This window comes from Brevundimonas sp., assembly GCF_035627475.1.
In the GTDB taxonomy this organism is placed as follows: Bacteria; Pseudomonadota; Alphaproteobacteria; order Caulobacterales; family Caulobacteraceae; genus Brevundimonas.
Genome location: NZ_DASPLR010000053.1, coordinates 1 through 25,849 on the forward strand (window position 1 = coordinate 1; position 25,849 = coordinate 25,849).

Here is a 25,849-nt window from a genome sequence, read left to right on the forward strand (position 1 = left end):
GGAGATGTTGCGGGTGCCGCCGGCCCCGGCCCCGGCCTGGTCGATCTCGGCCTGCATGGCCTCGAGCACCGCCGGATGCTGGCCCATGCCGAGATAGTCGTTGGAGCACCAGACCACGACGTCCTGCTCCGAGCCGTCCTCGCGGCGGCGGATGGCTTTGGGGAACTGGCCGCGCACGCGCTTCAGGTCGGCGAAGACGCGATAGCGCCCCTCGCGCCTGACCTGCTCCACGGCGGTCTCGAATGCGGCCTTGTAGTCGAACAAAGCGAACTGCCCTACGGCGGCGAAAACTTGCCGCGTGATGCGCCGATCGGTCCGATTTGTCCATGAATCGGACCGGACAAAACGCCGCAAAGCCCTAATTGATAACGGTTCTCACATTCTTTGGCCGCGATCGGCGGCCCTTCGGGATCTCCCGGCCCGACGCGGCTTCGGGGTCTACCCCTTCGGCAATTCGTCCAGCTTGCCGCGGAGCATCTGGAGGATGGCGGAGAAGTCGCGGCCGCCGTAGCCGAGGCCGTTGAACATCTGGAACAGGGCCTCGGTCTGGGCCCCAAGGGGGGTCGAGGCGCCGGATTTGGCGGCGGCGTCCTGGGCCAGTTTCAGGTCCTTGAGCATCATGGCGGCGGCGAAACCGCCGTCGTAGTTGCGGTTGGAGGGGGCGGTCGGGACCGGGCCGGGCCAGGGATAGTAGGTGGTGACGGACCAGCTCTGGCCCGAGGACTTGGCGACGATGTCGAACATCTTCACCGGGTCGAGACCGAGCTTCTCAGCCAGGCCGATGGCCTCGCAGGTGCCCAGCATGGTGATGCCGAGGATCATGTTGTTGCAGATCTTGGCCGCCTGCCCCGCCCCGTGGTCGCCGGCGCGGAAGGTGGCGCGGCTCATGGGTTCAAGCGCCGCCTCGATGCGGGCGAACTCGGGTTCGTCGCAGCCGACCATGAAGGCCAGGGTCCCGGCGTCGGCGGCCATGGTCCCGCCGGACACGGGCGCGTCGGCGAAGGCGTAGCCGGCGTCCTTCGCCAGGCCGGCGACCTTGCGGGCGGTGTCGACGTCGATGGTCGAACAGTCGAGCAGCAGGGCCGAGGTCGGGGCGTGGCCGATGACCTGTTCGGTGTAGACCTTGAGCACGTGCGGGCCGGCCGGGAGCATGGTGATGACGACGTCGGCCCCCTTGACGGCCTCGGCGACCGAGCCGACCGGGGTGCAGCCGTGTTCGGCGGCGCGATCGAGCGCGGCCTGGGAGAGGTCGAAGGCGAGGACGCGATGGCCCGCCTTCGCCTGGTTGGCCGCCATGCCGCCGCCCATGTTGCCGAGGCCGATGAAGGCGATGGTGTGGGTCATGGCGTCGTCTCCCGGGTATGCTTCGCGGAGGGATTAGCGGCTCGGCGGCGCGGACGCCAGACGGGTCCGGCTGCATGGTCGGGATGACAGGACATGCGTCTTCGTCTTCCGGGGCGGGAGCCGCGCAAGGTGGGGAGGGTGCGGGACAGCCGGGCCTCGCCCGGATGTGTGTGTAGTTTACCGTTTCGACGAGACAGGCTGCCCCGCGTAGCCGTTATCCACGCGCCCTCCGGCTGGCGGCCCTGACATTCGGGCCTTGCCGGATCACCGCCGGGGCCATTGCTGACCCCGACGCGGGGCGGACATGACGGCATGAAGCTGACGTCAGCAGTCCGCACTCCAATAGCGCGCGGCGAGCAAGCGGGCAGGATCCATCCCCGCCCTCGAGGACCCCCGGACTTTCCGTCATCCGGGCTTCATCGCTCGACCACAGCCCGCCGTCGTCGAGGAGCGTGGATCCGACGCCCTCCCCATCGACGGGATGGGCAATAGTATGGGCCGGGTTTTTACCAGGGCGCGTTCGTGACGCTGGCGCGGGGAGGATGCGCCGCGAAATCAGCGGCCTGGCTGTTCGAACTATGGAGACAGAGGCGGGATTTGCAGCGCAGCAATTCCCGCTTTCGTCATCCCGGGGGCGCGAAGCGGACCCCGGGACAGGGCGGCGCCGAAGGCGATCTGTTCAGGCAGGCTGGTTCAGCAGAGGCGCTCCCGACAGGGTCGCGCTCGCGCGCGCCGCCCTGTCCCGGGGTCGGCGCGGCTGCGCCGCTTGCCCCGGGATGACGAAAGGGAGGGGGATCGGCGCCGCCGCCTCCGCCAGGCTTTCGCCCCAAGCCTCAGTTCTGCGGAGTGGTGGGGGTGACGACGGCGGGGCCGGTCGGCGCCGGAGCGGGGACGGGCGCGGGGACCTCGCGTTCGATGATCACGGGCTCGGCGGCGCGGGCCTGGGCGGCGCGGGCCTCGGCGGCGGCGACCGCGGCGTTGGCGTTGGCGCGGGCGATGTCGACGCTGGCCTGGGCGCCGGCGACCTGGCCCGCCACCAGGGCCTGATCGGCCTGGGCCTGGGCCTCGGCGGCGTCGAGGCGGGCGTCCAGCAGGGCCTCGTCCGTCGTGGGCTCCGAGCCGCGGGCGAACAGGATCCACAGCACCGCCAGCAGCACGAGTCCGCCGAGAATGCCGGCGATCCACCAGCCGGTGTTGGACTCGCGCACCACGACCGTCTCGACGCTCTCGGTCACCACGCCCGGGCCGGCGACGACGGTTTCCACGGTGTCGACGCGGTCGCCCGGACCGATGGGGCGGCGCGGATCGAGGTTCGGATCGTACTGGGTCACGGGCAGTCCTCCATTGGACTGCCGCAACGGCTGCGGTTGCGGTCCGTTCCGCCCGTTAACCCACCCGGCGCAGGACCAGGGCGCTCCAGGCGTCGCGGTGGATGCGGCGCTCGAGGACGAAGCCGCGCGACAGATAGGCGGCGGTGACGCGGCGCTCCTGGGTGCGCAGCAGGCCGGACAGGATGGCCACGCCGCCGAGCCTGAGCGCCTCCTTGATGTCTTGGGACAGGCTGACCAGGGGCGGGGCGAGGATGTTGGCGAAGACGAGGTCGTAGGGCCCCTGCCCCCGCACCTTGCGGTCGTTGAGGCCGAAGGCGTGGACGAAGCGGGCGTTGGCCTGGTTGAGCTTCGCATTCTCGTTGGCGATGCGCACCGAGGGCGCGTCGATGTCGGTGCCGAGCGCGACCCTGGAGCCGGTCTTGGCGGCGGCGATGGCGAGGATGCCGGTGCCGCAGCCGACGTCGAGCACGCGCTCGAACCGCTCGCGCTTGAGCAGCTCGTCGAAGGCGACGAGGCAGCCGACGGTGGTGCCGTGATGGCCGGTGCCGAAGGCCGCGCCGGCGTCGATCTTGAGATTGACGGTGTTCTTCGGCACCACGCCCTGGTCGTGGGCGCCGTAGATGAAGAAGCGGCCGGCGCGCACCGGCGGCAGGCCCGAGAGGGACATGGCCAGCCAGTCGGCGTCGGCCAGCTTCTCGACCACCACGGTCAGGCCGTCGTGCGCCTTGAGCCGCGCCTCTATGCCGAGGGCGTCGTCTTCATCATTGGGAAAGGCGTCGATCCGCCATATGCCCCGGTCCTCGTCTTCCTCGAGGATCGAATAGGTGGCGCCTTCCAGCAACGGGTCGGAATCCAGAGACGTGGCGGCGGCCTCGGCGATCGCGCGGGGGCCCCTCGCTATAATTTGAACTGCGGACTCGGACATTTCTCAAACACCGCTATCATTGCGAATCGAGGCGCGCGCTGGCGTGCGCTCCGCCGCCAGCATCAACCAACTGAACCGAGGGGTCGGGGAAACCATGGCTAAAGCACCGTCCAAGTCGAGTACCGCCAAACCGAAGGCGGCCGCCGCCGCTTCCAAGCCGAAACCGGCCGCAAAGTCGAGCGCCGCGAAGCCGGCTGCGGCCAAGGCTCCGGCCAAGGCCGCCGCGCCGAAGCCGGCCGCGCCCAAGCCCGCCGCCAAGGCCGCCGCCAGGCCCGCCGCCGCGAAGACGCCCGCCAAGGCCGCCCCGAAGCCCGCCGCCAAGGCGGCTCCGAAGGCCGCCGCCGCCAAGCCGGCCGCCAGGTCCGCCGCCCCGAAAGCCGCTCCCAAGCCCGCGGCGAAGAAGCCGGCCGCCAAGGCTGCGCCGAAGGCCGCCCCTCCCAAGGCCGCTCCGGCCGCCGTCAAGCCCGCCGCCGCTCCGGCTCCCAAGCCCGCGGCCGCCGCTCCGGCTGCGAAGCCAGCGGCCGCCGCTGCGGCCCCGGCCGCCGCCGCTCCGGCCGCTGCGCCCGCCGCCAGGCCCGCCGAGAAGAAGGGTTTCCTGACGCGGCTGCTCGACGGGATCTTCGGCAAGACCAGCTGACCGGCGCCCCGGCAGGGGCCCGAAACGACGAAGCGCCGGAGGAGCGATCCTCCGGCGCTTTTTCGTGCGCGCTCGTCAGAGGCGGATCAGGCTTCCGGGAGGTCTTCCGCCAGGATGGCCATCTCGAACATGAAGCTGCCGGCCTCGTCCTCGTCCTCGAAGACCACGCCGATGAATTCGTCGCCGACATAGACCTCGGCCGAATCGCTGGGCTTGCCGCGCGGCTTAAGGATGATGCCGCCGGTGTTGAAGGTGCGCTTCAGGTGCGTCTCGACGCGCTTCATGTCGGCGGTGTTCATGGTCGGCCTCAGGGTCAGTCTTGAAGCGGCGGACCCTAGAGAAAGGGCCGCGCGAGGGGAAGGGCTTGCCGCCGCGGCCTAGATGACGAAGTCGTAGACGACGTCGGCCAGGGTATGGTCCATGGTCCGGGCCGGGGCCTCGCCGGTCGGGCAGTTGACCAGCCGGGCCGGAACGCCGGCGACGGTGCAGCCGGCCGGCACCGGCTTCAGCACCACCGAGCCGGAGGCGACCTTGGCGTAGTCGCCGACGGTGATGTTCCCGAGCACCTTGGCGCCGGCGCCGAGCAGGACGCCCTTGCCGATCTTGGGGTGGCGGTCGCCGCGCTGGGCGCCGGTGCCGCCGAGGGTGACGGCGTGCAGCATGGAGACGTCGTCGCCGACCACCGCCGTCTCGCCGATGACGATGCCGGTGCCGTGGTCGAGGAACAGGCCCGAGCCGAGCCGGGCGGCCGGGTGGATGTCGACCTGGAACAGTTCGGACATGCGGCTCTGGAAATGGAAGGCCAGGGCGTCGCGGCCCTGGTTCCACAGCCAGTGGGCGACGCGATGGCCCTGCAGGGCCTGGAAGCCCTTGAAGTAGAGGAAGGGCTGCAGCAGCGACTTGATGGCCGGGTCGCGCTCGGCCACGGCGCGCAGGTCGGCGGCGGCGGCGGCGACGATCGACGGGTCGGCCTCGTGGGCGTCGCGGCAGATCTCGCGCACCGACATGGCCCCCAGTTCGGCGTCGCCCAGCTTGCGCGCGATCTGGAAGCCGAGGGCGGCGGCGAGGTCGCTGTGCGACAGGATCACCGCATTCATCTGCGAGGCGAGGTGGGGCTCGGCGCGGGCGGTCCGGTCGGCGGCGGCGCGCAACTGCTCCCACACGTCCGGGCGCGCAGGATCGGAGTGCACGGGGACGACTTCGAGCTGGGGCATCCGGGACTCCTTCGCGGGCATCATACGCTCGCCAGCATGGCCTTCGCCAGTTCGGGCGGCAGTTCGCCCTCGCGCGCCATATGGTAGGCCCGCAGCGTGGTCGCCACGGTGAACATGTCGCGAATGGAGCCGCGTCCGATCTCGCGCAGCAGGTCGCCGAAGGGGACGCGGGCGACGCGGATGACCTCGGTCGGGTCGGGGGCGACGGGCGCGGGCGTGAAGTCCCAGGCGAGCCACGACAGGGCCCGTTCGTCGGTGATGGAGTTGGCCATCTCGACCTTCAGCGCCTCGCGCCAGTGCGCGGCGCTGAGGCCCGCCTCCTCGGCCAGTTCGCGCCGGGCGCCTTCCAGCGGATCCTCGTCGAACGGCGCGCCGCCTTCGGGCATCTCCCACGACCAATTCATCAGGGCGAAGCGCTGCTGGCCGACCAGGGTGACGCTTCCGTCGTCGTGGATGGGCAGGACGCCGACCGAGAGATTCTTCGGCCGCATGACGACATAGTCGGCGGCGAAGCCGGTGGGGGCCACGGCGGGATGGCGAGTCAGCCGCATCCACGGGTTCTCGAAGATCAGGCTCTCGCCGTCGCTGCGCCACGGCGGGGGGCGGTCGGCGGGATCGTCCCAGGCGGGCGCGGGGCGGTCGGCGTCGAAGGCGTCGCGGGAGTCTGTCATCCGCCGCATATGGCGCCGGGACGCGCGGACGACTAGCTAGGCGGCATGTCCGACGACGATCTGGGCCAGGCCCTCCCCCTCCCCGTCCCCTCCGCCGAGATGCAGGCGCGGCTGACCGTGCGCCGCTCGGCCCCGGCCCAGGCGCTGACCGGCCCGGGCCCCTCCCCGGCCGAGATCGGGCGCATTCTGGAGCTGGGCGCGCGGACGCCGGACCACGGCAAGCTGTTCCCGTGGCGGTTCGTGGTCATGGGGGCGCAGAGCCGGGCGGAACTGGCGGCGGCGCTGCTGCCGCTGGCCGACCGGCAGGCGGACCCGGGCAAGGCGCGCAAGGTGCTGAGCAAGCTGACCGCCCCGCCCCTGAGCATCCTGGTGGTGTCGACGCCGGTGGAGGGACACAAGGTTCCGGTCTGGGAGCAACAGCTGTCGGCGGGGGCGGTCTGCATGAACCTCGAGCATGCGGCGAACGCGCTGGGATATGCGGCCAGCTGGATCACGGACTGGTACAGCTATGATCCACAAGCCCTTGCATTGCTTGGCGTTGCTGAAGGCGAGCAGGTGGCGGGCTTCATCCATGTCGGGATGCTGGCGGAGCCGCCGCTGGAGCGGCCGCGGCCGGACATGGCGCAGAAGGTCGTCTGGCGGCCCTAGGCCAGGAGCGACTGGATCGAGAAGCCGGTCGCCACGGCGAACAGCAGCGTCACCACGACCAGGGCCGCGATCATCAGGTCTTCGGTGCGGTCGCGAGCCGGGCGCATCCCCGGAGACTGGGGGGATTCGGCTTTACGGGCGATTACCGCTCGACGCCGCCGAGATAGCGTCGGGCCAGCAGGGGCTTGCCGAGCCAGTAGCAGAGCTCGGCGGGGCGTTCGATGTCCCAGACCGCGAGGTCGGCGGCCTTGCCGGGCTCGACGGTCCCGGTCTCGTTCTGCAGGCCGAGGGCCCGGGCGGCGATCCGCGTGACGCCGGCGAGGGCCTCTTCCGGGGTGAGGCGGAACTGCACGCAGGCGAGGTTCAGGGCGGCCGTCATCGAGGCGACGGGCGAGGTGCCGGGGTTGCAGTCGGTGGCCACGGCCATGGCCACGCCGTGCCGCCGCAGCAGGTCGACCGGCGGCGGCGTGGTCTCGCGCAGCATCAGGAAGGCGCCGGGGAGCAGGACGGCGACGACGCCGGCCTCGGCCATGGCCGCGATCCCGGCCTCGCTGGAATGCTCGATATGGTCCGCCGAGAGGGCGTCGTATTTCGCCGCCAGGGCCGCGCCGCCGCCGTCGGAGAGCTGGTCGGCGTGCAGCTTGACCGGCAGGCCGAGGGCGCGGGCCCTGTCGAACAGACGGGCGACCTCGTCGGTGGAGAAGGCGATGGGCTCGCAATAGGCGTCGACGGCGTCGATCAGACCCTCGGCGTGGGCGGCCGGGAGGATGTCATCCACAGCCTTGTCCACATAGGCGGCGCGGTCGGCGCGGTGCTCCGGCGGCACGGCGTGGAGGCCGAGATAGCTGGTGCGGACGCGGACCCCGGCCTCGCGGCCGAGGCGGCGGGCGACGCGCAGCATCTTCAGCTCGCTGGCATGGTCGAGGCCGTAGCCGGACTTGATCTCGACGGTGGTGACGCCGGTGGCCTTGAGGCCCGCGAGGCGGGTCAGGGCGGAGGCGTAGAGCTCATCCTCGGACGCCGCCCGGGTGGCGGCGACACTGGAGACGATGCCGCCGCCGGCGCGGGCGATCTCCTCGTAGGTGGCGCCGCCGAGCCGCTGCTCGAACTCGCCCGAGCGGTCGCCGCCGAAGACGAGGTGGGTGTGGCAGTCGATCAGGCCGGGGGTGATCCAGCGGCCGTCGAGGCGGTGGGTTTCCACAGACTTGTGCACAGGCAGGTCGGCGCGGGGCCCGGCCCAGAGGATGCGGCCGCCGGCGATCAGGAGGGCGGCGTCGTCGACAGCGCCGTAGGGCTGGTCGCCCTCGGTCATGGCAGCCAGGCGGCAGTCGGTGAGGAGCGTATCGACCTTCATATCCGCTCATCCCGGCGCAAGCCGGGACCCAGTGGTTTGGGTGATGGGCCCACGCGAGGGCTATGCGGATCGTAGTCCTGATGCGCCTGAGCCCCGCTGGACAGGACTGGGTCCCGGCTTGCGCCGGGATGAGCGGAACGGAAAGTCATCGCGCCTCGAACCCCACCAGCAGTTCGCAGAACCAGCGGCCGGCGGTGAGCGAGGCGAGGTCGCCGAGCTCCAGCGAAGGATCGTATTCGGTGAGGTCGACAGCCTTCACCTTCGGATGGGCCCCGATGACGCGGGTCGCCTCGAAGAAGTCGTGGACGGAGACGCCGCCGGGACGGGCCCCGGGCGAGGCGGGCCACTGGCTGCGGTCGATGACGTCGATGTCAAAATCGACGTAGATGACCTCGCAGAGAGCCGAGAGGCGGGCGAGTTCTTCGGCGACGACGGCGGCGAGGCCCTGTTCGCGGCAGTCGCGGGCGGTGCGGACGGAGATGCCGGCCGCCTTCGCCTTGTCGTGGGCGCGGCGGGTGTTGGCGAAGGGGGCGAGGCCGATCTGGCTGATGCGGCGGCCGTCGAGACCGTCCTCAAGCAGCGCCTGCACCGGATTGCCGTTGGTCAGGCCCTGATCGGTGTCGCGCAGGTCGAAATGGGCGTCGAGGGTCAGCAGGCCGACGGTGGAAAGCCCTTTGGCGAGGCCGAGGGCGTGAACGCCGGGGCGGGTGATGGCGTTGTTGCCGCCGATCAGGACGGTCAGGGCGCGGGAGGCCTGGGCCCTCACCGCGTCGCGGACGGGTTCGAAGGCGTCGGCGGGCGACAGGGCCTTCACCGCCACGTCGCCGGCGTCGTGGATGGGCGTGGACAGCTCGGCGCCAGTTTCGACATCGTAGGTGGAGAAGCGCGGCAGGACGGCGCGGAAGGCCCTGGGGCCGAGGTCGCAGCGGCCGGGCGTCAGGGAGCGCTCATTGAGGCCGGCGCCGATCAGGGCGACGGGGGCGTCGGGGTGGTTCCCGAGCAGGTCCGCGATGGAGCGCCAGCCGAGGGCGTCTGAGTCTGTCATATCCCTCCTTACCCCTCTCCCATCGGGAGAGGGAGGGGCCCGGCGGCGAAGCCGACGGGAGGGAGTGGGGACGGGGCGCCGGGGAGTGGCGATGCGGGGCGCCAGACAGGGCAACCCCACTCCCTCCCACGCGCATTGCGCGCGGGCCCCTCCCTCTCCCGATGGGAGAGGGGTAAGAGGTGCCCATGACGACTCAACAGACCCCGAACACCCGCGTCATCCGCGCCCCGCGCGGGCCTGAGATGACGGCGAAGACCTGGGCCGCGGAGGCGGCGCTGCGGATGCTGATGAACAACCTCGATCCCGAGGTGGCGGAGCGGCCGGAGGACCTGGTGGTCTATGGCGGGATCGGCAAGGCGGCGCGGGACTGGGCGTCGTTCGACCGGATCGTGAACGAGTTGCGGACGCTGGAGGCCGACCAGACGCTGCTGGTGCAGTCGGGCAAGCCGGTCGGGGTGTTCCGCACCCATGCGGACGCCCCGAGGGTGCTGATCGCCAACTCCAACCTGGTGCCGATATGGGCGACCTGGGAGCATTTCCACGAGCTCGATCGCAAGGGGCTGATGATGTACGGCCAGATGACGGCCGGGTCGTGGATCTACATCGGCACCCAGGGCATCGTTCAGGGCACCTATGAGACCTTCATGGAGGCCGGGCGCCAGCACTATGGCGGCGACTGGTCGGGCAAATGGATCCTGACGGCGGGCCTCGGCGGCATGGGCGGGGCCCAGCCGCTGGCGGCGACCATGGCGGGGGCGTCCTGCCTGGCGGTGGAGTGCCAGCGCAGCCGGATCGAGATGCGGCTGCGGACGCGGTATCTCGACGTCATGGCCGAGACGCTGGACGAGGCGCTGGCTTTGATCGAACAGGCCAAGGCGGATAGAAAAGCTATATCGGTCGGGCTGTTGGGCAATGCGGCGGAGGTTCTGCCTGAACTGGTCAGGCGCGGGGTGCGGCCCGATCTTGTTACGGACCAGACCTCGGCCCACGACCCGGTCAACGGCTATCTGCCGGCGGGATGGACTGTGGCCGAGTGGGAGACGAAGCGGCAGACCGATCCCGCCGCCGTCGAGGCCGCGGCGCGGAAATCGATGGCGGTGCACGTGAAGGCCATGCTCGACTTCCATGCGCAGGGCATTCCGGTCACGGACTATGGCAACAACATCCGCCAGGTGGCCTTCGACGAGGGCGTGGCGAACGCCTTCGACTTCCCGGGATTCGTGCCGGCGTATATCCGCCCGCTGTTCTGCCGCGGGATCGGGCCGTTCCGGTGGGCGTCGCTGACCGGCGACCCCGAGGATATCCGCAAGACCGACGCGGCCATGAAGCGGCTGTTCCCCGACAACGCCGGCCTGCACCGCTGGCTCGACATGGCGGAGGAGCGGATCGCGTTCCAGGGGCTGCCGGCGCGCATCTGCTGGATCGGCCTGGGCGACCGGCACCGGGCGGGGCTGATGTTCAACGAGATGGTGGCGTCGGGCGAGCTGTCGGGGCCGATCGTCATCGGGCGCGACCATCTGGACTCGGGCTCGGTGGCCAGCCCCAACCGCGAGACCGAGGCGATGATGGACGGGTCGGACGCCGTGTCGGACTGGCCGCTGCTGAACGCCCTGCTGAACACGGCCTCGGGGGCCAGCTGGGTGTCGCTGCACCACGGCGGCGGGGTCGGCATGGGCTATTCGCAGCATTCGGGCGTGGTCATCGTGGCCGACGGCACGCCGGAAGCGGCCAGGCGGCTGGAGCGGGTGCTGTGGAACGACCCGGCGACGGGGGTGATGCGCCATGCGGACGCGGGATACGAGATCGCGAAGGCGGCGGCGCGGGAGCATGGGTTGAACCTGCCGTCGCTCAAATGACCCTCTCCCGAGGGGAGAGGGAGACCGCGCACGGCGGCGCAGCCGTCGTACTGGCGCGGTCGGGCGAGGGCGTCCGCGGGTCGCCGTTTCACGCCGTGGCCCCTCACCCTTTCGCGCAAGAACGGATGCTGGCGCATCCGTGCGCTCAAGCCCTCTCCCGCCGGGAGAGGGTTCCGTATTAATGGACCATCCATGAACCTCACCCTCGGCCAGTCCCCCCTCTCCCTCGCCCAGCTGCGGGCCGTGCTTGAAGGCCCGGCGAGCATTTCATTGAGCCCCGCTGCCTGGAGCGCGGTCGAGCGCGGCGCGGCGGTGGTCGCGGCCATCGTGGCGGAGGGGCGCACGGTCTATGGGGTCAACACCGGTTTCGGCCTGCTGGCCAACACCTCGATCGCGGCGGACGACCTGGAGACGCTGCAGAAGAACCTGGTGCTGAGCCACGCCTGCGGGGTCGGGCCGCTGCTGGACGATGCGGTGGTGCGGCTGCTGATGGTGCTGAAGATCGCCTCGCTGTCGAAGGGGGCGTCGGGAATCCGGCGGGAGACGCTGGAAGCCCTGATCACCATGGTCAACGGCGGGGTCATGCCGTGTATCCCGTCGAAGGGATCCGTCGGCGCTTCGGGCGACCTGGCGCCGCTGGCGCATATGAGCTGCGTGCTGATCGGGGTCGGCGAGGCGCGGGTCAAAGGCGAGACGATGCCGGCGGAAGCGGCGCTGGCGACGGTCGGGCTGAAGCCGATCGTGCTGGGACCCAAGGAAGGGCTGGCGCTGCTCAACGGGACGCAGTGCTCGACGGCGCTGGCGCTCGCCGGGCTGTTCGCGGCGGAAGCGGCGTTCGCGGCGGGCGTGGCCGCCGGAGCGCTGTCGGTGGACGCGCTGAAGGGGTCGGACGCGCCGTTCGACGCCCGTATCCACGCCCTGCGCGGCCAGCCGGGACAGATCGACGTCGCGGCGCGGCTGCGGGAGCTGATGAGCGGTTCGGCCATCCGCGAGAGCCATCGCCACGACTGCTCCAAGGTGCAGGACCCCTACTCCCTGCGCTGCCAGCCGCAGGTCATGGGCGCCGTGCTCGACGTGCTGAGGAACGCCGCCGCCACCCTGGCGCGGGAGGCCAATGCGGTGACCGACAATCCGCTGGTCTTCATCGACGAGGGCGACGTCATCTCGGGCGGCAACTTCCACGCCGAACCCGTTGCTTTCGCAGCAGATCAGATCGCCATGGCCCTGTGCGAGATCGGCAATATCTCCGAGCGTCGGACCTCCATCCTGGTCGATCCCAAGATGAGCGACCTGCCCGCCTTCCTCGTGAAGGAGAGCGGGCTGAACTCGGGCTTCATGATCGCCCAGGTGACGGCGGCGGCGCTGGTGGCCGAGAACCGCATGGTGGCCCATCCGTGCAGCGTCGACACCGTGCCGACCAGCGCCAACCAGGAAGACCACGTGTCGATGGCGACGCATGGCGCGCGGCGCCTGCTGGACATGGCGGAGAACACCGCGACGGTGGTGGCGATCGAACTGCTGGCGGCCGCGCAGGGCATCGAGTTCCACCGGCCGCTGAAGACCTCGCTCGATCTGGAGCGGGTCTACGCCATCGTGCGCGAGGCGGCGGCGGCGTACGGCAGCGACCACTATTTCGCGCCGGACATCGCGCGGGCCACGGACGGGGTGCGGGCGGGGCGGTATCGGACGTTCGCCGGCGATCTGCTGCCGTCGGCATGAGCGATACCGCTATCGCAACGACCGCTCAGCCCTGCAGCGGGGCCTTGCGCAGGGCCGTCAGGTTCGCGGAGCCGGTGCAGAAGCAGACGGTGCGCAGCTGACGGATGACCGTCTGGAAATGCTCGATCACCGCCTCGGTCGAGACGGTGGCGGCGGCGAGGACGCCCGCGGCCTGCCCCACCATATCGGCGCCCAGGCGGAGGGCCCGGGCCGCATCGACGCCGTCGGCGATCCCGCCCGAGCCGATGATCAGGGTCTTGGGGCACGCCGCGCGGACCTCGGCGATGGCGCGGGCGGTCGGGATGCCCCAGTCGGCGAAGGCGGCGGCGTGGGCCTTGTCGCCGGCGTCCGTGGCGCGCTCGCCCTCCACCGTGGCCCAGTTGGAGCCGCCGGCGCCGGCGACGTCGATGCCCGCCACGCCCATCTCGACCAGCCGTCTGGCGGTCGCCGCCGAAACGCCGGCGCCGGTCTCCTTGACGAGAACCGGGGCGTCGAGCGCCTTGATCAGAGCCTGAAGCGCCGCGCCCACGCCCCACCAGTCGCGGTCGCCCTCGGGCTGGCAGGCCTCCTGCAGCGGGTTGAGATGCACGATCAGGGCGTCGGCCGCGACCATGTCCAGCACCCGCCGCGCCTCGTCGACGCCGAAGCCGCGAGTCAGCTGGGCGGCGCCGATATTGGCCAGGATCGGGGTATCGGGGGCCTTGAGCCGCAGGGCCATGTCGAGACCGGGGGTGGGACCGTCCGCCTCCAGGGCCGCGCGCTGGGAGCCGAGGGCCAGGGCGATGCCGAGGTGCTGGGCCGCCTCGGCCAGCCGGGCGTTGATGGCCTCGGCCCGGCTCGGCCCGCCGGTCATCGAGCTGATCAGCAGGGGCGCCTTCAGGCGGCGGCCGAGGAAGTCGGCGCCGAGGTCGATCTTGCCGTGGTCGAGATCGGGCAGCGCCTCATGCACGAAGCGGACGGAGGCGAAGCCGCTGTCGAGGCCGTGCCGCGCCTTCCCCGCCAGGATCACGTCGAGATGCTGGTCCTTGCGGGCGGTGATGTCGGTCAAACGCTTACTCCGCCTGTCGCGGTGGGGTTCAGGGCTGCTGCTTCTCGACGGTCAGGGCGTAGGCGCCCGTCTGGCCCTGCTGGTAGGCCCCGGCGCGGATCTCGAACGTGCCGTCCTCGGGCGCGGTCCACTCCAGCCTGGCGTGGGTGTCGGTCAGGCCGTCGTCGTCGGAGCCCAGTATCTCGAATTCGCCGTCCTCCGTCTGGCGGCCGATGGTCAGGAAGCTGTCGACGTCGTTCGACACCATGATGATGAGAAGCTTCTCGTCCTCGCGCACGGTGAGGCGGTAGGCGTCGTAGTGGCTGTTGCTGTCCGTGGTCGCATCGGTCCCGGTCAACGCGCCCCAGGCCGTGGAGCCGATCAGGATGCTGCCGGGCTGGGGCTGGGGGCCGCGGTCGATGAGCTCGAGCGCATACAGCCCCTTGGCGTCGGAGCCGAGCGGCAGGGCGCGCAGGACGTAGTCGCCGTCCGCGGGCAGGGTGAAGTTCAGGCGCGAGTCGGTGCCTTCCATCAGGCCGTCGTCGTCGGAGGCGATGACGGTGAATTCGCCCTCGGCCTTGCTGAGCTGCAGGAAGGTGTCGAAGTCGCCCGAACGCATGATCGCCTGGATGCGCTGTCCCTCGCGGCCGGTGAAGGTGAAGGCGTCATAGCCGCGGTCCTCGTCGTCGCGCGGGTCGTCCTCGCCGATCTCGCCCTGCAGGCTGGCGCCGAAGGCGATCGGCTCCGCCGCGCGGTCCGGCTCGACCTCGGCGATCGACAGGCTGTAGCCGCCGGTGGCCTCCGAGAAGGCGCGCGCCTCGACGATGTAGGCTCCGGTGCGCGGCAGGGTGACGGTCAGCCGCGAGTTGGTGCCCTCGGGCCCGCCGTCGTCGTCCTGTCCGAGGCTGACGCGGTTCTCGTCGAACAGTTCGAGGTAGGTGTCGAAGTCGTCCGAGGTCATGTCGATGCGGACCCGTTGGCCCTCGCGGCCCTCGAAACGCCAGGCGTCGGCCGGGACGTCGCTCTCGTTCTTGCCGTCGCTCCCGGTCAGCTGGCCCTCGACCGTCGCGCCGATGGCGACAGGCTCGGCCGGAATGGGCGGCGGGGCCTCCCGGAGGCTGAGCGCATAGGCGCCGCCGCCGGCCCCGTTCAGCGGAGTGACCCGGATCAGATAATCGCCGTCGTCGGGGGCGGTGAAGACGAGGCGCGAATTGAGGCCGCTGTCCGGTCCGTCGTCGTTCTCGGCCAGCTGGACGAAGGCCCGGTCGATCATCCGGCCGACGCGCAGCACGGGGTCGAAGGCCTCGCTGTCCAGGGCCACGGTGAAGCGGTCGCCCTGGCGGGCCCGGAAGCTGAAGGCGTCGTAGGGCGCGCCGTCGTCCGTTTCCGGATCGCGGGCGGTCAGGTCGCCGTTGACCGTCTGTCCGAGGCGGATGCCCGAGGGACGCGGGGCGCGCGGCGCCGGCGGGCGTTCCGCCAGGCTCAGGGTGTAGGCGCCGCCCTCCAGGCCGGACAGCGGCCGGGCGCGCAGGATCCAGGTCCCGGCGGCGGTGGCCGTGAAGCGCAGGCGGGAATCGGTCCCCTCGCCGAGACCGTCGTCGTCCGAGGCGAGGGCCTCGTCCGCAGCGCCTTCGGGAAACACCTCCAGAAAGGCGTCGAAGGCCTCCGAGCGGAGCACCGCCTCCAGCCGCTGGCCCGCGCGGACCCTGACCGCGTAGTCGTCGTACCGGTAGGAGTCCCCGCCCCCGGTGAGGTCGCCTTCGCCGATGGATCCCTCGACCGTGGCGCCTACGGCCAGCGGCTCGGCCGACTGCGCCAGGGCGGGCCCGGCGGCGAGGACGAGCGCCAGGCAGCTGGCGGCGGCGAGAATGGTCTGACGGCGCATGCGGTCCCCCTGATTGCGGCTCGATCATAGACGCCGAACCGCGCCGTCTGTAAATCGCGCACACCGCACGATTCCTGACGACCGGAGCCGAAACCATGACGGCCGAACCCGCCCGCGCGACCCTGATCGACGGCAAGGCCTTCGCGGCCGGCCTGGTTGAGCGGGTCGCCGCCGCCTCGGCCCGGCTTGAGGCGGCCCACGGCGTGAAGCCCGGCCTCGCCGTGGTCATCGTGGGAGAGGACGCCGCCAGCCAGATCTATGTCCGCAACAAGGGCGAGACCACGCAGCGGGCCGGGATGCGTTCCGACACCCACCGCCTGCCCGCCGAGACGGACCAGGAAACCCTGCTGGAGCTGATCGCGGCGCTGAACGCCGACACCGGCATCCACGGCATTCTCGTGCAACTGCCCCTGCCCGCTCACATCGATGCGGCGGCCGTTCTGGGGGCGATCGATCCGGACAAGGACGTCGACGGCTTCCATGTCGTCAACGCCGGGCGGCTGGCGGTCGGTCTGCCGGGCCTCGTGCCGTGCACGCCGCTGGGCTGCCTGATGCTGCTGAAGCACGAACTGGGCGACCTGTCGGGGCTGAACGCCGTCATCGTCGGGCGCTCCAACATCGTCGGCAAGCCGATGGCGCAGCTGCTGCTGGGCGAAAGCTGCACGGTGACCATCGCCCATTCGCGCACCCGCGACCTGCCGGCCCTGTGCCGCACGGCCGACATTCTGGTCGCCGCCGTGGGCCGGGCCGAGATGATCCGCGGCGACTGGATCAGGCCGGGCGCGACGGTGATCGACGTCGGCATCAACCGGGTTCCGTCGCGCGATCCGATGAAGGCGGCCCAGGGCAAGACCCGGGTGGTCGGCGACGTGGCTTTCGACGAGGCGGCGGCGGTCGCCGGACGGATCACGCCGGTGCCCGGCGGCGTGGGCCCGATGACCATCGCCTGCCTGCTGGCCAACACCTACACAGCCGCCTGCCGGGCCGCCGGGGTCACGCCTGAAGCGCTGGACGCTTGAACGGCGAACCCTAACCTCCGATAGTCGTTCCTCCCGGTCTGCCGCCTGTCAGGAGACGACGATGATTCCCTTCAACTCCCGGGCGGCGGCCATCGCCGCCGTCGTGGTCCTGGCCCCCGCCGCCGCCGGCTGCGGCATCAACGCCATCCCGACCAAGGAAGAGACGGCCCGGGCGCGCTGGGCCGACGTGCAGTCGCAGTACCAGCGTCGCTCGGACCTGATCCCGAACCTCGTCGCCACGGTGCAGGGCGCGGCGATCGCCGAGCGCACCACCCTGACCCAGGTGATCGAGGCGCGCGCCCGCGCCACGGGGGTGACGGTGACGCCGGAAACCCTGACCGATCCCGCCGCCTTCCAGCAGTATCAAGCCGCCCAGGGCCAGCTGAGCCAGGCCCTGTCGCGCCTGATGCTGGTGGTCGAACGCTATCCGGAAGTCCGCTCGAACCAGAATTTCATCGCCCTGCAGTCGCAGCTGGAAGGCACCGAGAACCGCATCGCGGTGGCGCGGCGCGACTACAATGAGGCGGTCCGCGACTACAACACCTCCCTGCGCACCTTCCCGACGGTGATCTGGGCCAAGACGATCCACGGCGGATCCGAGCCGATGCAGCTGTTCACGGCCACCGAGGCGGCCCAGACCGCGCCGACGGTCAATTTCGACGCGCTCAATCCCGCGGCGCGGCCCGGTGGAGCCGCCGCGCCCGTGACACCCGGCGCGGCGCCGCCCGCGCAGTGAGTTCATCCCCGTCCCGCCGGTCCGGCCGACTGCCGGCGCTGCTCTTCGCGCTGCTGGCGGGGCTATGGCTCGCGTCCGCTCCGGCCGTGCTGGCGCAGGCCGGCGGACCCGCCTTCCCGGCCCTGACCGGCCGCGTCGTCGACCAGGCCGGGCTGTTGACGCCCGAGAAGGAAGCGGCGCTGACGGCGAAGCTGGAGGCGCTTGAGCGCGACACCTCCGACCAGCTGGTCGTCGTCACCGTCGACGGCCTGCAGGGGCTGGAGATCGAGGATTACGGCTACCGGCTCGGACGGGCCTGGGGCATCGGCCAGGCGGGCGAGGACAACGGGGTGCTGCTGCTGGTGGCGCCCGAGGAGCGCAAGGTCCGGATCGAGGTCGGCTACGGTCTCGAGGGGATCATGACCGACGCCCTGTCGGCGCTGATCATTCAGAACGAGATCCTGCCGTCGTTCCGCGAAGGCCATTTCGAGCGCGGGATCGAACGCGGCGTCGACGCGATCGACGAGCAGTTGCGTCTCGATCCGGCGGAAGCGCAGGCGCGGGCCGCCTCGGCCGCCAGGCCGAAGCCGGGTATTCCCGTCGGGCCGATGATCATGATCGGCGTGCTCTTCCTGCTGATGTTCACCGCCATGATCGGCGGTCTGGCGCGGGGCGGACGGCGCAGAGGGGGCTCCGGCGTGGCGCCCATCCTGATCTGGGCGGCGTCCGAGGCGATGCGCAACAGCGGGCGCGGCGGCGGCTTCCGCGGCGGCGGGGGCTTTGGCGGCGGCGGCTTCGGCGGCGGCGGCGGCAGCTTTGGCGGCGGGGGCGCGTCCGGCGGATGGTGATCAATCTCTCGAACGAGGCCCACGACCGGATCGCGGCGGCCATCGCGGCGGCCGAGACGCGCACCTCCGGCGAAGTCTTCTGCGTGCTGGCGCGGCGTGTCTCGTCCTACCGCGACGTGTCGCTGGGCTGGGCCGCGGCGGCGGCGCTCATCCTGCCGCTGGGTCTGATCCCCCTCGGCTTCGATCCGGCCTGGATCCCGGGCATGGCCGACAGCTGGGAGGCGGCTCACCTGGCCTCGCGCGACGTGTCGATCGGCCAGGCCCTGAGCGCCTACGCCGTGATCCAGGCGGTCGTCTTCCTCGCCACCTATCTGATCACCCGCCTGCCGACGGTGACGCGGTGGGTAACGCCCCGCGCCGTCCGCCGGGCCCGCGTCCGGGACGCCGCCCTGCAGCAATTCCTCGCCCACGGCCTGCACGTCACGGAGGCGCGGACGGGGGTGCTGCTCTTCGCCGCCCTGTCCGACCACCAGGTGGAGGTCGTCGCCGACAGGGGAATCTACAGCCGCGTGGACCACGAGGTCTGGGGGGACGCCGCCGAGGCGCTGTCCACGGGCCTCAAGCGTGGCGATCCGGCCGCCGGCTTCGAGGCGGCCATCGCGCTTTGCGGCGAGGTTCTGGCGGCGCATTTCCCGCCGCATCCCGCCAATCCGAACGAGGTCCCCGACCGGCTGGTCGTGATCTGACGCCCCGCCGGAACGCGCCGCACGGGGGTCGCATTCCTGATTGAAATGGCCTAGCCCGGCCGCCTCAGTGCGTTTCGGCCCCTTTCCAGGACCACATGCCCCGCCTGCTGACCTACAATGTGCATCGCTGCGTCGGCATCGACCGCAAGCTGGACGTCGGGCGGATCGCCGCGGTGATCGCCGAGCACGAGCCGGACATCGTCTGCCTGCAGGAGCTCGACGTGGGCCGCGTCCGGACGGGGCTGGTGGACCAGGCGAGCGCCATCGCCGACCGGCTGGCCATGACCTTCCACTTCCACGCCGCCATGAAGGTCGAGGCGGAACAGTATGGCGACGCCATCCTGACGCCGCATCCCGAGCGGCTGGTGAAGTCAGGGGCCCTGCCGACGGTGCGCGGCGTGCCGGGGCTGGAGCCGCGCGGCGCCCTGTGGGCCGCGATCGAATTCGACGGCGCCACCCTCAATGTGATCAACACCCATCTGGGCCTCGTGCCGCGAGAACAGCGGCTGCAGACCGCCGCCCTGCTGGGCGAGGGCTGGCTGGGCCATCCCTCCTGCGTGGGGCCGACGTTGCTGACCGGCGACTTCAACGCCACCTCGATCACCCGTCCCTACCAGGCGCTGGCGCGGCGGCTGTCGGACTGCCAGCGGGCGCTGGGTCTGCGGCCGTCGGTGAAGACCTTCCCCTCCAGCTTCCCGGCGATCCGCATCGACCACTGCTTCACCAGCCCGGAGCTGGTGGTGACCGGGGTGACGGCCCCCTTCTCCCCCCTCGCCCGAATGGCCTCGGATCACCTGCCGCTGGTCGTGGATTTCGAGATCAGGCGCTGATCCGGGGCCGGTTGCGGTGCGACGGGCTGCGCCGCTTCCACGGCCGGAAGGCGTCGGACGGGGAGGTCGGGTCGCCCAGCTGGAACTCGGCGATGAACCGCTCGACCGCCGACGGCGGGGCCGCGCCCAGCGCCTGCATCCGGCCGGTGTCGAACTTCTGGATCGCCTCGCCGACCGATCCGACCAGGGCCTCGGCCGCGGCGAATTCGTCGGCGCTCTCGCCGATCCAATGGCCGATGGTCCGGTGGCGGAAGCGGCGGATGGCGGCGCGGCCCTCTTCCGTCGCCGGCGCGGCGGCGACGTCGCACTCGGTGTCGAAGCCGAAGGACCGGTTGTTCAGGTTGGTCGAGCCGATACGCAGCAGTTCGTCGTCGTAGATCGACACCTTGGCGTGCACGATGATGCGCTCGCCGCCCCGGGTGTGCGGCGCGAAGGCGAAGAAGCGGTTGTTCCGGTCGGCCTGCTCGAGCCGGAACAGGACCTCGGACCGCGCCGTATCCATGGTCATCTGGTCGAACCAGCTGGGGCTGCCGCCGGTCGAGACCAGCACGACCTCGGGTCCGTCAGGCTCGGCCAGCCGTTCGGCGAGGGCCGCCGCGATCTTCGGCGAGGTGAAATACTGGTTCTCGAGATAGATCAGCCGGCGCGCGCGGCGGATGGCGTCGAGGTGGAGGTGCTCGTTTTCGCTCACCCCTGTCCGGCCGGCCCAGGCGGGTTCGGTGCGGGCGATGCCCACGGGCGTGTCGAACAGGTCGGGCTCGACGCCGTCCGGCCATGGATCCTCCGCCACCTCGTCGGCCACGGCCCGTTCCGATGTGGCGCGGAACCAGCGGTCCCTCGCCAGATCGCCGAGGGCGCGCGCCGCCGGACCGTCCATGACGCACATGACCTCGTGCCGGGGCGACGGGATCAGGCCGGACGGCTGGCAGCGGCGGGGGTCGTCGTCCAGGTGCTCGGCCGAGTCCCAGCGGTCGGTGGCGATGTCGCCGCCGCCGCAAAAGGCCACGCGGTCGTCGATGATCACCACCTTCTGGTGATGGCAGGCCCCGACCGGACCGGCGCGGTCGAGGCGGAACGCCACCATCCGCTTGCGGAACCAGCTCTGGGCCCGGTGCGGGAAGAAGCCTTGCGAGGCGGCGATGACCAGCGGCGACTTCCAGATCAGCAGCCGCACGTCGACGTCGGGACGGGCCTTCACCATCATGCGCAGTTGATGCCCGATCTCGGCATGATGGTCGTCGGGCAGGGTCTCCGGATCGAGGCGCGTGCGCGGGTCGAACTGCCAGCCCAGCAGGACGACCGAGCGCCGCGCCTTGTCCAGGGCCGACCGCAGCGCGTCGAAATAGGCGGCGTTCTCCATCAGGACCGCGAACCGGCCGGCGGTCTCGACCCGCCAGCAGTTCCGTCCCGGCTCCAGCCAGGGCTCGTTCTGTTCGTCCGCCAAAAGGCTCATGGGGGCAGCCTGACCGATTCGCATGACGGCGGCGCGCGCCCAAGCTCTACAGGACGCATTCCGCCCGGTTCCGTTCCATGGCCTGTCCCCCGAGGTCAATCCCGCCCGCGCGCCGTCGGACGTGGTCGGGGAGCGCCGGATTGCCGGAACGCTGGTTTCAGGGCATAAGAAGGCTCATTCTGGACGGGGGAGGTCGGCGATGCAGGCGCTGATCGAAATGATCATCGGCTTCGTCGCCCTGCTGGCCGCAGCGGCCCTGTCCCAATTCGGCCTGCAGCTGGACGCCCCTGACAAGCCCCGGCGCGAGGTTCACCGCGTCCAGGACTGCGGCGACAAGCCGGCCGCCGCCATACTGACCGCCGCCGGCGACCAGCAGGACTGCTGACTCCTTCCCCCGGATTCGTCCGCCGTCGCCTTTGCGCGCCGCGAATGAGCCGCTAGGGTTCCGGCGGGTCGCGCGCCCCGGCTGCGCGACGTCGCATCCTGACGAGATCGCCGCCTTATGAAGTCGCCCCGCAACCGGCCGCCGCTGAACCTGACCGACCCCGATCCCGAGGCGGCTGCGTTGGCCGACCTGGAAGCCGCGCCGGAGCCGCCGCCCGAGCCCGCCGCCGGGCCGGAGCCCGAACCGGCTCCCGAAACGACGGAGCGGCCCATGTCCGAGCGACGCCGCCGGCGCCTCGCCGAGGAGCGCCGCCAGGCCGAGCAGAAGGCCGCCGAGGCCGCCCGGCGCGAGGCGGAGGCCCTGGCCCCGGCCGTGACGCCGGAGCTTGGGCGTTCCGCCGATGCGCCGCCGGTGGCCTATGAGCCGCCCCCCTCCCCCGCCCCGCTCCGGCGTCAGGCCGAACAGGCTCCGTCCGGACGTCACGCCTATCTGCTGGCGGGCGTCGCGGCGGCCCTGTGGATCGGCGGCGTGGCCGCCTGGCTGGCCTTTGAGGTGGGTTCGGGCGCCGCCGGGCTGGAGCCCCTGCGGCTGGCCGTCTATGCGCTGATCGCCCTCGCCCCGGCGGGGCTGGCCATCATGCTGGCCCATGCGGTGCGGCAGGGCGCCGGCCTGGCCGCCGAAACGCGGAGGGCCCGGCAACTGTCGGAGGCGCTGATCGCGCCGACCGCGCTGGCGGCCCAGCAGACCGGCGAGGTGCTGCATTCGCTGCGCAACGACATCGACCAGGCCTCGCTGGCCGCCGAGCGGGCGCGGCACGACATGACCCTGCTGCGCGAGGCGTTGGCCCAGGAAACACAGCGCCTGAACGAGGCCGCCGAGAACGCCGGCCGCACCGCGCGCCGGCTGGCGGAACAGCTCGGCCACGAGCGCGACCAGATGCAGACCCTGGGCGTCCAGCTGGACAGCCAGGCCACCGGCGTGATCGACGCGGTCGAGCGGCAGTCGCGCATGGTGGTCGACGCCTCCGACCTCGCCCAGACGCAGCTGCGGGAAGCCGAGGCCGCCCTGGCCGCGCGCGCCGCCGATCTGGCCGCCGCCGCCGGCGAGGCGCAGGACGCCGCCCGCATCGCCGCCGACGACCTGGCGCGGCAGACGCTGCGGCTGGAGAACGCCGGTTCGGGCGTGGCCGAACAGATCCAGTCGGTCGAGGAAGGCCTCGGCCAGCAGCGCGCCGCCCTGGTCACGGCCGCCTACGCCCTGCGCACCGACCAGGAGGACTTCTCGGCCCAGGTCGAGAGCCAGAGGGCGCAGCTGACCGAGCAGCTGTCAGCCACGCGCGCCGTCACCGACGAACTGGGCCAGACGTCGCTGCGCACGACCGAGAGCATCAAGGATCTGGTGGAGGCCGCGACCGACCAGTTCCGGGCCCTCGTCGAGATGTCGCAGCGGGAGGCCGACGGTTTCGACAACGCCACCAAGGTGGCGCTCGACCGGTTCGAGGCCCTGGCGGCCGAAGCGCGCGACGCCCTGGTCGAGGAGACCCGGCGGGCGCTCGCCGCCCTGCAGGCCACGGCCGAGGACTCCCGCCTCGCCGCCGAGGAGGCGGCCGAACAGGCCCAGGTCCGCGCCGACCGGCTGGGCGAGGCCCTGTTCGAGGCCGCCCAGAAGGCGGACCATGCCGCCGACGCCCGCGTCGACAGCGCCCGGCGCATCGTCTCCGAGACCAGCAGCCTGGTCGACGAGGCCGGGCAGCACGCCCTCGAGCAACTCGAGAACACGGTGGAGCGGATGAACGCCGCCCTCGCTCGCATCGACGACGCCATGGCCGACCTCGACGAGCGGGCCGCGCGCCTGCCCGCGGAGGCCCAGAAGCGGGTCGAGGCGGTGCGCGCCTCCGTCGAGGAGGGCCTCGCCGCCCTGGCCGCCGCCTCGCAGAAGGCCGCCGCCGACACCGAGGCGCTGGACGCCGGATTCCAGGAGCGGGTGCGGCGCAACTACGACATGCTGACCGAGGCGGTCCGGCTGATGGGGGTGGTGTCCGGCGACAGCCCCGCCATTCCGCGCCGGCGCGACACCCTCGCCGCGAGCCCGCCGCCCGAGCCGGAGGCGCCCCAGCGGGCACGGCCCGAACGGCCGGAGCCGGAGCCGCGCGGCTTCGGCCTGCGTGGACGGCTGAAGCTGGAGCCCATGCCCGGCGCCGCCCCACCGAACCAGCCGGAGAAGGACCGGCTGGACTGGAGCGACCTGGAGGATCAGGGCCCCGGCGAGGCGCCGCTGGATCTCGACACGCCGGTCATGCCGGCCGCCGACGGCGAGGCCCTGGGGGAGCGGATCACGGCCGCGATCCGCCGCATGGGCGTCGACCCCAACGCCCTGCTGCCGCGCTCCCGCGTCGAGGAGGCCGCCCAGGCGGTGGCCGCCGGAGACGCCGACCGGGCCCGGCAGATCGTGCGGCGGGTCGCGCCTGCGGCGGTGCGCAGCGTGTCGCGGCGGGTGCTGACGGACGCCGACCTTCGCGCCGACGCCGAGGCCTATGTGCGGACCTTCTCGCGCGACCTGAGCGCGAGGGCCGCGGCCGGGGATGGACCGGGGGTGCTGGGGCGGCTGACCTCGGACGGCGGCCGGGCCTATATGCTGCTGGACGCCGCCATCGGCGACCTGGCCTGAACGGCCTCAGCGCCCTCCGAGCCTGAGCCGCAGCGGCGCGGCGGCGGCGAGCCCGATGGCGGCCATGACGGCCATGGCCCAGTAGCCGCCGGCGCCGAAGCGGTCGTAGAGCGGCCCCGAGGCGGCCGTGGCCAGGCCGATCAGCAGGCCCGCCGACAGGACCGAGCCGAGGGTCTGGGCGGCGGTCTGGCTGTCGCGCGGCGCCAGGCGCTCGACGATCTGCACCCCGGCGAGGAAGGTGGCGGCGAAGGTCAGGGCGTGCAGCGCCTGCAGCGGCCACAGCAGCCATAGCGGCGGGGCGAAGGCCATGGCGCTCCAGCGCAGCACGGCGGCGGCCGACCCGGTCATCAACAGGCTCCACGGCCCGATCCCGGCCCGGCGGCGCCACGGCTCGAACAGCCACATCAGTCCGATCTCGACGACCACGCCGAAGGCCCAGAGCTGGCCGGTGACCGCCTCGCTTATCCCTTGGGTTTTCCACAGGATGGCCGAGAAGCCGTACTGAAAGGCGTGGGCGGCCTGGACCATGCCGACGGCGAAGATGGCGGTCATGAAGACCGGGTCGGCGAGCAGGCGGCCGAGTCCCCGGAACCGCTCCAGCCCCGCCGCCGGGACGCCGTCCGCGACCGGTTCGGGCGGCAGGAGGAAGGCGGCGACGGCGGCGACGCCGAGCGCCGCCAGGGTCGTCCAGACTATGACGGCGTCGACCGGGGCGGCCAGCAGCAGGGCGCCCATGCCGAGGTTGGCGGCGACGAAGGCGGCCGAGCCGCAGCCGCGCGGCAGCGAGAAGCTGAACCCGTCCCGCGCCGCCAGCCGCAGGGTGAGGACGTCGGTCAGGGGAATCAGCGCCGCGGCGGCGGTCGCGCCGACGAACCAGCAGACCGCCCAGGCGGCGAATCCGTCGACGAGACCGGCCGCGCCGTAGCCGCCGGCCATGGCCAGGCCGAGCAGGGCGATCGGCGTGCGCCGGCGGTGAAAGCCGTCGGCCCAGACCGCCAGCAGCGGTCCGCTCGCCACGCGCGCCAGCATGGGCGCGGCCAGCAGGGTCCCGATCTCGGCTCCGCTCAACCCTTGCGAGCGGAACCACAGGCCTGCAAACGGAAGGGACACGCCACTGGCGCCGAAGAGCAACACATACTGCAAAGCCATGCGCTGGGCGGCGGTCATGGCGGGCGAATAGCAGACGCGCGGGATTCTGTCGGCTAGCGTTCACGACATGACAGTCGATCGCAGTCTGGCGGCCTTCGCCGCGTTGAACGGAGCACTGGCCGTGGCGCTGGGCGCCTTCGGGGCCCATGGCGCCGGACCGCAGATCAAGTCCCTGCTGACCACGGGCGCGCAGTACGAATTGGCGCACGCCATCCTCGCCCTCGTCTGCGCCGTCTGGCCCGCCCGGAACCGGCTGATCGTGGTCGCCGGCTGGCTGGCCGCGGCGGGCGGCCTGATCTTCGCGCTGGCTCTTTCGGCCATCGCCCTGCTGGGCGTGCTGGCGATGGGCGCCGTGGCCCCGATCGGCGGCGTACTGATGATCTCGGCTTGGCTTTTGATCGCCTTTGCCGCATTGCGGACACAAACCGCCAACGCCTGACA

General features: G+C 71.8%; 23 protein-coding genes and 2 pseudogenes. 12 read left to right on the forward strand and 13 right to left on the reverse strand.

Going from position 1 to position 25,849, the window contains the following annotated elements; genetic code table 11:
- The 4 genes and pseudogenes from VEA62_RS14125 to VEA62_RS14140 form a co-directional block, all read right to left on the reverse strand.
- Window positions 1–264: pseudogene (locus VEA62_RS14125) on the reverse strand (5-aminolevulinate synthase); the annotation flags it as partial.
- A 174-nt stretch (window positions 265–438) separates the two neighbouring features.
- Window positions 439–1,356: pseudogene (mmsB, locus tag VEA62_RS14130) on the reverse strand (3-hydroxyisobutyrate dehydrogenase); the annotation flags it as partial.
- 821 nt (window positions 1,357–2,177) lie between these two features.
- Window positions 2,178–2,675 (reverse strand): hypothetical protein, encoded by a 498-nt coding sequence (locus tag VEA62_RS14135; protein ID WP_324822949.1) that lies wholly within the window; start codon window positions 2,673–2,675, stop codon window positions 2,178–2,180.
- A 55-nt stretch (window positions 2,676–2,730) separates the two neighbouring features.
- Window positions 2,731–3,600, reverse strand: coding sequence for a 50S ribosomal protein L11 methyltransferase (locus tag VEA62_RS14140; RefSeq protein ID WP_324822951.1), 870 nt, complete (start codon window positions 3,598–3,600; stop codon window positions 2,731–2,733).
- Window positions 3,601–3,694: 94 nt separating this feature from the next.
- Between VEA62_RS14140 and VEA62_RS14145 the strand changes: the two genes are divergently transcribed.
- Window positions 3,695–4,237: a hypothetical protein gene (locus VEA62_RS14145; protein WP_324822953.1), complete on the forward strand. Its 543-nt coding sequence runs from the start codon at window positions 3,695–3,697 to the stop codon at window positions 4,235–4,237.
- 86 nt (window positions 4,238–4,323) lie between these two features.
- Here VEA62_RS14145 and VEA62_RS14150 read toward each other — a convergent pair whose 3' ends face one another.
- The 3 genes from VEA62_RS14150 to VEA62_RS14160 all read right to left on the reverse strand — a co-directional run bounded on the left by VEA62_RS14150 (window position 4,324) and on the right by VEA62_RS14160 (window position 6,122).
- Window positions 4,324–4,536, reverse strand: coding sequence for a DUF3126 family protein (locus tag VEA62_RS14150; protein ID WP_298743451.1), 213 nt, complete (start codon window positions 4,534–4,536; stop codon window positions 4,324–4,326).
- Between the two features lie 78 nt (window positions 4,537–4,614).
- Window positions 4,615–5,451, reverse strand: a complete 837-nt coding sequence (cysE, locus tag VEA62_RS14155) for a serine O-acetyltransferase (protein WP_324822955.1) — start codon at window positions 5,449–5,451, stop codon at window positions 4,615–4,617.
- Window positions 5,452–5,471: 20 nt separating this feature from the next.
- Complete coding sequence (locus VEA62_RS14160; RefSeq protein ID WP_324822957.1) at window positions 5,472–6,122, reverse strand: NUDIX hydrolase; 651 nt, start codon at window positions 6,120–6,122, stop codon at window positions 5,472–5,474.
- A 45-nt stretch (window positions 6,123–6,167) separates the two neighbouring features.
- Here VEA62_RS14160 and VEA62_RS14165 point away from each other — a divergent pair, with 45 nt between their 5' ends.
- Window positions 6,168–6,770, forward strand: a complete 603-nt coding sequence (locus VEA62_RS14165) for a nitroreductase (RefSeq protein WP_324822959.1) — start codon at window positions 6,168–6,170, stop codon at window positions 6,768–6,770.
- Window positions 6,771–6,912: 142 nt separating this feature from the next.
- Here the strand turns inward: VEA62_RS14165 and hutI are convergent, their stop codons facing one another.
- Entirely contained in the window at window positions 6,913–8,124 is a 1,212-nt protein-coding gene (gene hutI, locus VEA62_RS14170) for an imidazolonepropionase (protein ID WP_324822961.1), read from the reverse strand.
- Window positions 8,125–8,269: 145 nt separating this feature from the next.
- Window positions 8,270–9,169 (reverse strand): agmatinase family protein, encoded by a 900-nt coding sequence (locus VEA62_RS14175; protein WP_324822964.1) that lies wholly within the window; start codon window positions 9,167–9,169, stop codon window positions 8,270–8,272.
- A 185-nt stretch (window positions 9,170–9,354) separates the two neighbouring features.
- On the opposite strand from VEA62_RS14175, the gene hutU reads away from it, so the two are divergent.
- Both hutU and hutH read left to right on the forward strand, forming a co-directional pair.
- On the forward strand, window positions 9,355–11,025 hold the full coding sequence (gene hutU / locus VEA62_RS14180) for a urocanate hydratase (RefSeq protein ID WP_324822966.1): 1,671 nt from the start codon (window positions 9,355–9,357) through the stop codon (window positions 11,023–11,025).
- Between the two features lie 192 nt (window positions 11,026–11,217).
- The gene (gene hutH, locus VEA62_RS14185) at window positions 11,218–12,744 is read left to right on the forward strand and encodes a histidine ammonia-lyase (protein ID WP_324822968.1); all 1,527 of its coding nucleotides are present in this window, start codon (window positions 11,218–11,220) and stop codon (window positions 12,742–12,744) included.
- Window positions 12,745–12,769: 25 nt separating this feature from the next.
- On the opposite strand, the gene fni is transcribed toward hutH, so the two are convergent.
- The gene (gene fni / locus VEA62_RS14190) at window positions 12,770–13,792 is read right to left on the reverse strand and encodes a type 2 isopentenyl-diphosphate Delta-isomerase (RefSeq protein WP_324822971.1); all 1,023 of its coding nucleotides are present in this window, start codon (window positions 13,790–13,792) and stop codon (window positions 12,770–12,772) included.
- 28 nt (window positions 13,793–13,820) lie between these two features.
- Window positions 13,821–15,656, reverse strand: coding sequence for a PPC domain-containing protein (locus tag VEA62_RS14195; protein WP_324822973.1), 1,836 nt, complete (start codon window positions 15,654–15,656; stop codon window positions 13,821–13,823).
- A 95-nt stretch (window positions 15,657–15,751) separates the two neighbouring features.
- Here VEA62_RS14195 and VEA62_RS14200 point away from each other — a divergent pair, with 95 nt between their 5' ends.
- The 5 genes from VEA62_RS14200 (at window position 15,752) to VEA62_RS14220 (ending at window position 19,754) form a co-directional block, all read left to right on the forward strand.
- Window positions 15,752–16,675: a bifunctional methylenetetrahydrofolate dehydrogenase/methenyltetrahydrofolate cyclohydrolase gene (locus VEA62_RS14200; RefSeq protein WP_324822974.1), complete on the forward strand. Its 924-nt coding sequence runs from the start codon at window positions 15,752–15,754 to the stop codon at window positions 16,673–16,675.
- A gap of 61 nt (window positions 16,676–16,736) precedes the next feature.
- Window positions 16,737–17,411: a LemA family protein gene (locus VEA62_RS14205; RefSeq protein ID WP_324822976.1), complete on the forward strand. Its 675-nt coding sequence runs from the start codon at window positions 16,737–16,739 to the stop codon at window positions 17,409–17,411.
- Complete coding sequence (locus VEA62_RS14210; RefSeq protein ID WP_324822978.1) at window positions 17,408–18,238, forward strand: TPM domain-containing protein; 831 nt, start codon at window positions 17,408–17,410, stop codon at window positions 18,236–18,238. Before VEA62_RS14205 ends, VEA62_RS14210 begins: the two co-directional genes overlap by 4 nt.
- Window positions 18,232–18,924, forward strand: a complete 693-nt coding sequence (locus tag VEA62_RS14215; protein ID WP_324822980.1) for a TPM domain-containing protein — start codon at window positions 18,232–18,234, stop codon at window positions 18,922–18,924. Before VEA62_RS14210 ends, VEA62_RS14215 begins: the two co-directional genes overlap by 7 nt.
- A gap of 95 nt (window positions 18,925–19,019) precedes the next feature.
- Window positions 19,020–19,754, forward strand: a complete 735-nt coding sequence (locus tag VEA62_RS14220) for an endonuclease/exonuclease/phosphatase family protein (RefSeq protein ID WP_324822982.1) — start codon at window positions 19,020–19,022, stop codon at window positions 19,752–19,754.
- Here VEA62_RS14220 and VEA62_RS14225 read toward each other — a convergent pair.
- On the reverse strand, window positions 19,744–21,207 hold the full coding sequence (locus VEA62_RS14225; RefSeq protein ID WP_324822984.1) for a phospholipase D-like domain-containing protein: 1,464 nt from the start codon (window positions 21,205–21,207) through the stop codon (window positions 19,744–19,746). The two genes, VEA62_RS14220 and VEA62_RS14225, sit on opposite strands and share 11 nt — an antisense overlap.
- A gap of 199 nt (window positions 21,208–21,406) precedes the next feature.
- On the opposite strand from VEA62_RS14225, the gene VEA62_RS14230 reads away from it, so the two are divergent.
- Both VEA62_RS14230 and VEA62_RS14235 read left to right on the forward strand, forming a co-directional pair.
- Window positions 21,407–21,592 (forward strand): hypothetical protein, encoded by a 186-nt coding sequence (locus tag VEA62_RS14230; protein ID WP_324822986.1) that lies wholly within the window; start codon window positions 21,407–21,409, stop codon window positions 21,590–21,592.
- Window positions 21,593–21,709: 117 nt separating this feature from the next.
- Window positions 21,710–24,259 carry a tipN gene (locus VEA62_RS14235; protein WP_324822988.1) on the forward strand — a complete coding sequence of 850 codons (2,550 nt, stop codon included), beginning with the start codon at window positions 21,710–21,712 and terminating at the stop codon, window positions 24,257–24,259.
- A gap of 6 nt (window positions 24,260–24,265) precedes the next feature.
- Here VEA62_RS14235 and VEA62_RS14240 read toward each other — a convergent pair whose 3' ends face one another.
- On the reverse strand, window positions 24,266–25,426 hold the full coding sequence (locus VEA62_RS14240) for an MFS transporter (protein WP_324822990.1): 1,161 nt from the start codon (window positions 25,424–25,426) through the stop codon (window positions 24,266–24,268).
- A gap of 49 nt (window positions 25,427–25,475) precedes the next feature.
- Between VEA62_RS14240 and VEA62_RS14245 the strand changes: the two genes are divergently transcribed.
- Window positions 25,476–25,847, forward strand: a complete 372-nt coding sequence (locus VEA62_RS14245) for a DUF423 domain-containing protein (protein ID WP_324822992.1) — start codon at window positions 25,476–25,478, stop codon at window positions 25,845–25,847.
- The last annotated feature ends 2 nt before the right edge of the window (window positions 25,848–25,849 follow it).

Coding starts and splice junctions, on each gene's coding strand:
- VEA62_RS14140 (WP_324822951.1), bottom strand. CDS start 3,600: ATGTCCGAGTCCGCAGTTCAAATTATAGCGAGGGGCCCCCGCGCGATC.
- VEA62_RS14145 (WP_324822953.1), top strand. CDS start 3,695: ATGGCTAAAGCACCGTCCAAGTCGAGTACCGCCAAACCGAAGGCGGCC.
- VEA62_RS14150 (WP_298743451.1), bottom strand. CDS start 4,536: ATGAACACCGCCGACATGAAGCGCGTCGAGACGCACCTGAAGCGCACC.
- cysE (WP_324822955.1), bottom strand. CDS start 5,451: ATGCCCCAGCTCGAAGTCGTCCCCGTGCACTCCGATCCTGCGCGCCCG.
- VEA62_RS14160 (WP_324822957.1), bottom strand. CDS start 6,122: ATGACAGACTCCCGCGACGCCTTCGACGCCGACCGCCCCGCGCCCGCC.
- VEA62_RS14165 (WP_324822959.1), top strand. CDS start 6,168: ATGTCCGACGACGATCTGGGCCAGGCCCTCCCCCTCCCCGTCCCCTCC.
- hutI (WP_324822961.1), bottom strand. CDS start 8,124: ATGAAGGTCGATACGCTCCTCACCGACTGCCGCCTGGCTGCCATGACC.
- VEA62_RS14175 (WP_324822964.1), bottom strand. CDS start 9,169: ATGACAGACTCAGACGCCCTCGGCTGGCGCTCCATCGCGGACCTGCTC.
- hutU (WP_324822966.1), top strand. CDS start 9,355: ATGACGACTCAACAGACCCCGAACACCCGCGTCATCCGCGCCCCGCGC.
- hutH (WP_324822968.1), top strand. CDS start 11,218: ATGAACCTCACCCTCGGCCAGTCCCCCCTCTCCCTCGCCCAGCTGCGG.
- VEA62_RS14195 (WP_324822973.1), bottom strand. CDS start 15,656: ATGCGCCGTCAGACCATTCTCGCCGCCGCCAGCTGCCTGGCGCTCGTC.
- VEA62_RS14200 (WP_324822974.1), top strand. CDS start 15,752: ATGACGGCCGAACCCGCCCGCGCGACCCTGATCGACGGCAAGGCCTTC.
- VEA62_RS14205 (WP_324822976.1), top strand. CDS start 16,737: ATGATTCCCTTCAACTCCCGGGCGGCGGCCATCGCCGCCGTCGTGGTC.
- VEA62_RS14215 (WP_324822980.1), top strand. CDS start 18,232: ATGGTGATCAATCTCTCGAACGAGGCCCACGACCGGATCGCGGCGGCC.
- VEA62_RS14220 (WP_324822982.1), top strand. CDS start 19,020: ATGCCCCGCCTGCTGACCTACAATGTGCATCGCTGCGTCGGCATCGAC.
- VEA62_RS14225 (WP_324822984.1), bottom strand. CDS start 21,207: ATGAGCCTTTTGGCGGACGAACAGAACGAGCCCTGGCTGGAGCCGGGA.
- VEA62_RS14230 (WP_324822986.1), top strand. CDS start 21,407: ATGCAGGCGCTGATCGAAATGATCATCGGCTTCGTCGCCCTGCTGGCC.
- VEA62_RS14235 (WP_324822988.1), top strand. CDS start 21,710: ATGAAGTCGCCCCGCAACCGGCCGCCGCTGAACCTGACCGACCCCGAT.
- VEA62_RS14240 (WP_324822990.1), bottom strand. CDS start 25,426: ATGACCGCCGCCCAGCGCATGGCTTTGCAGTATGTGTTGCTCTTCGGC.
- VEA62_RS14245 (WP_324822992.1), top strand. CDS start 25,476: ATGACAGTCGATCGCAGTCTGGCGGCCTTCGCCGCGTTGAACGGAGCA.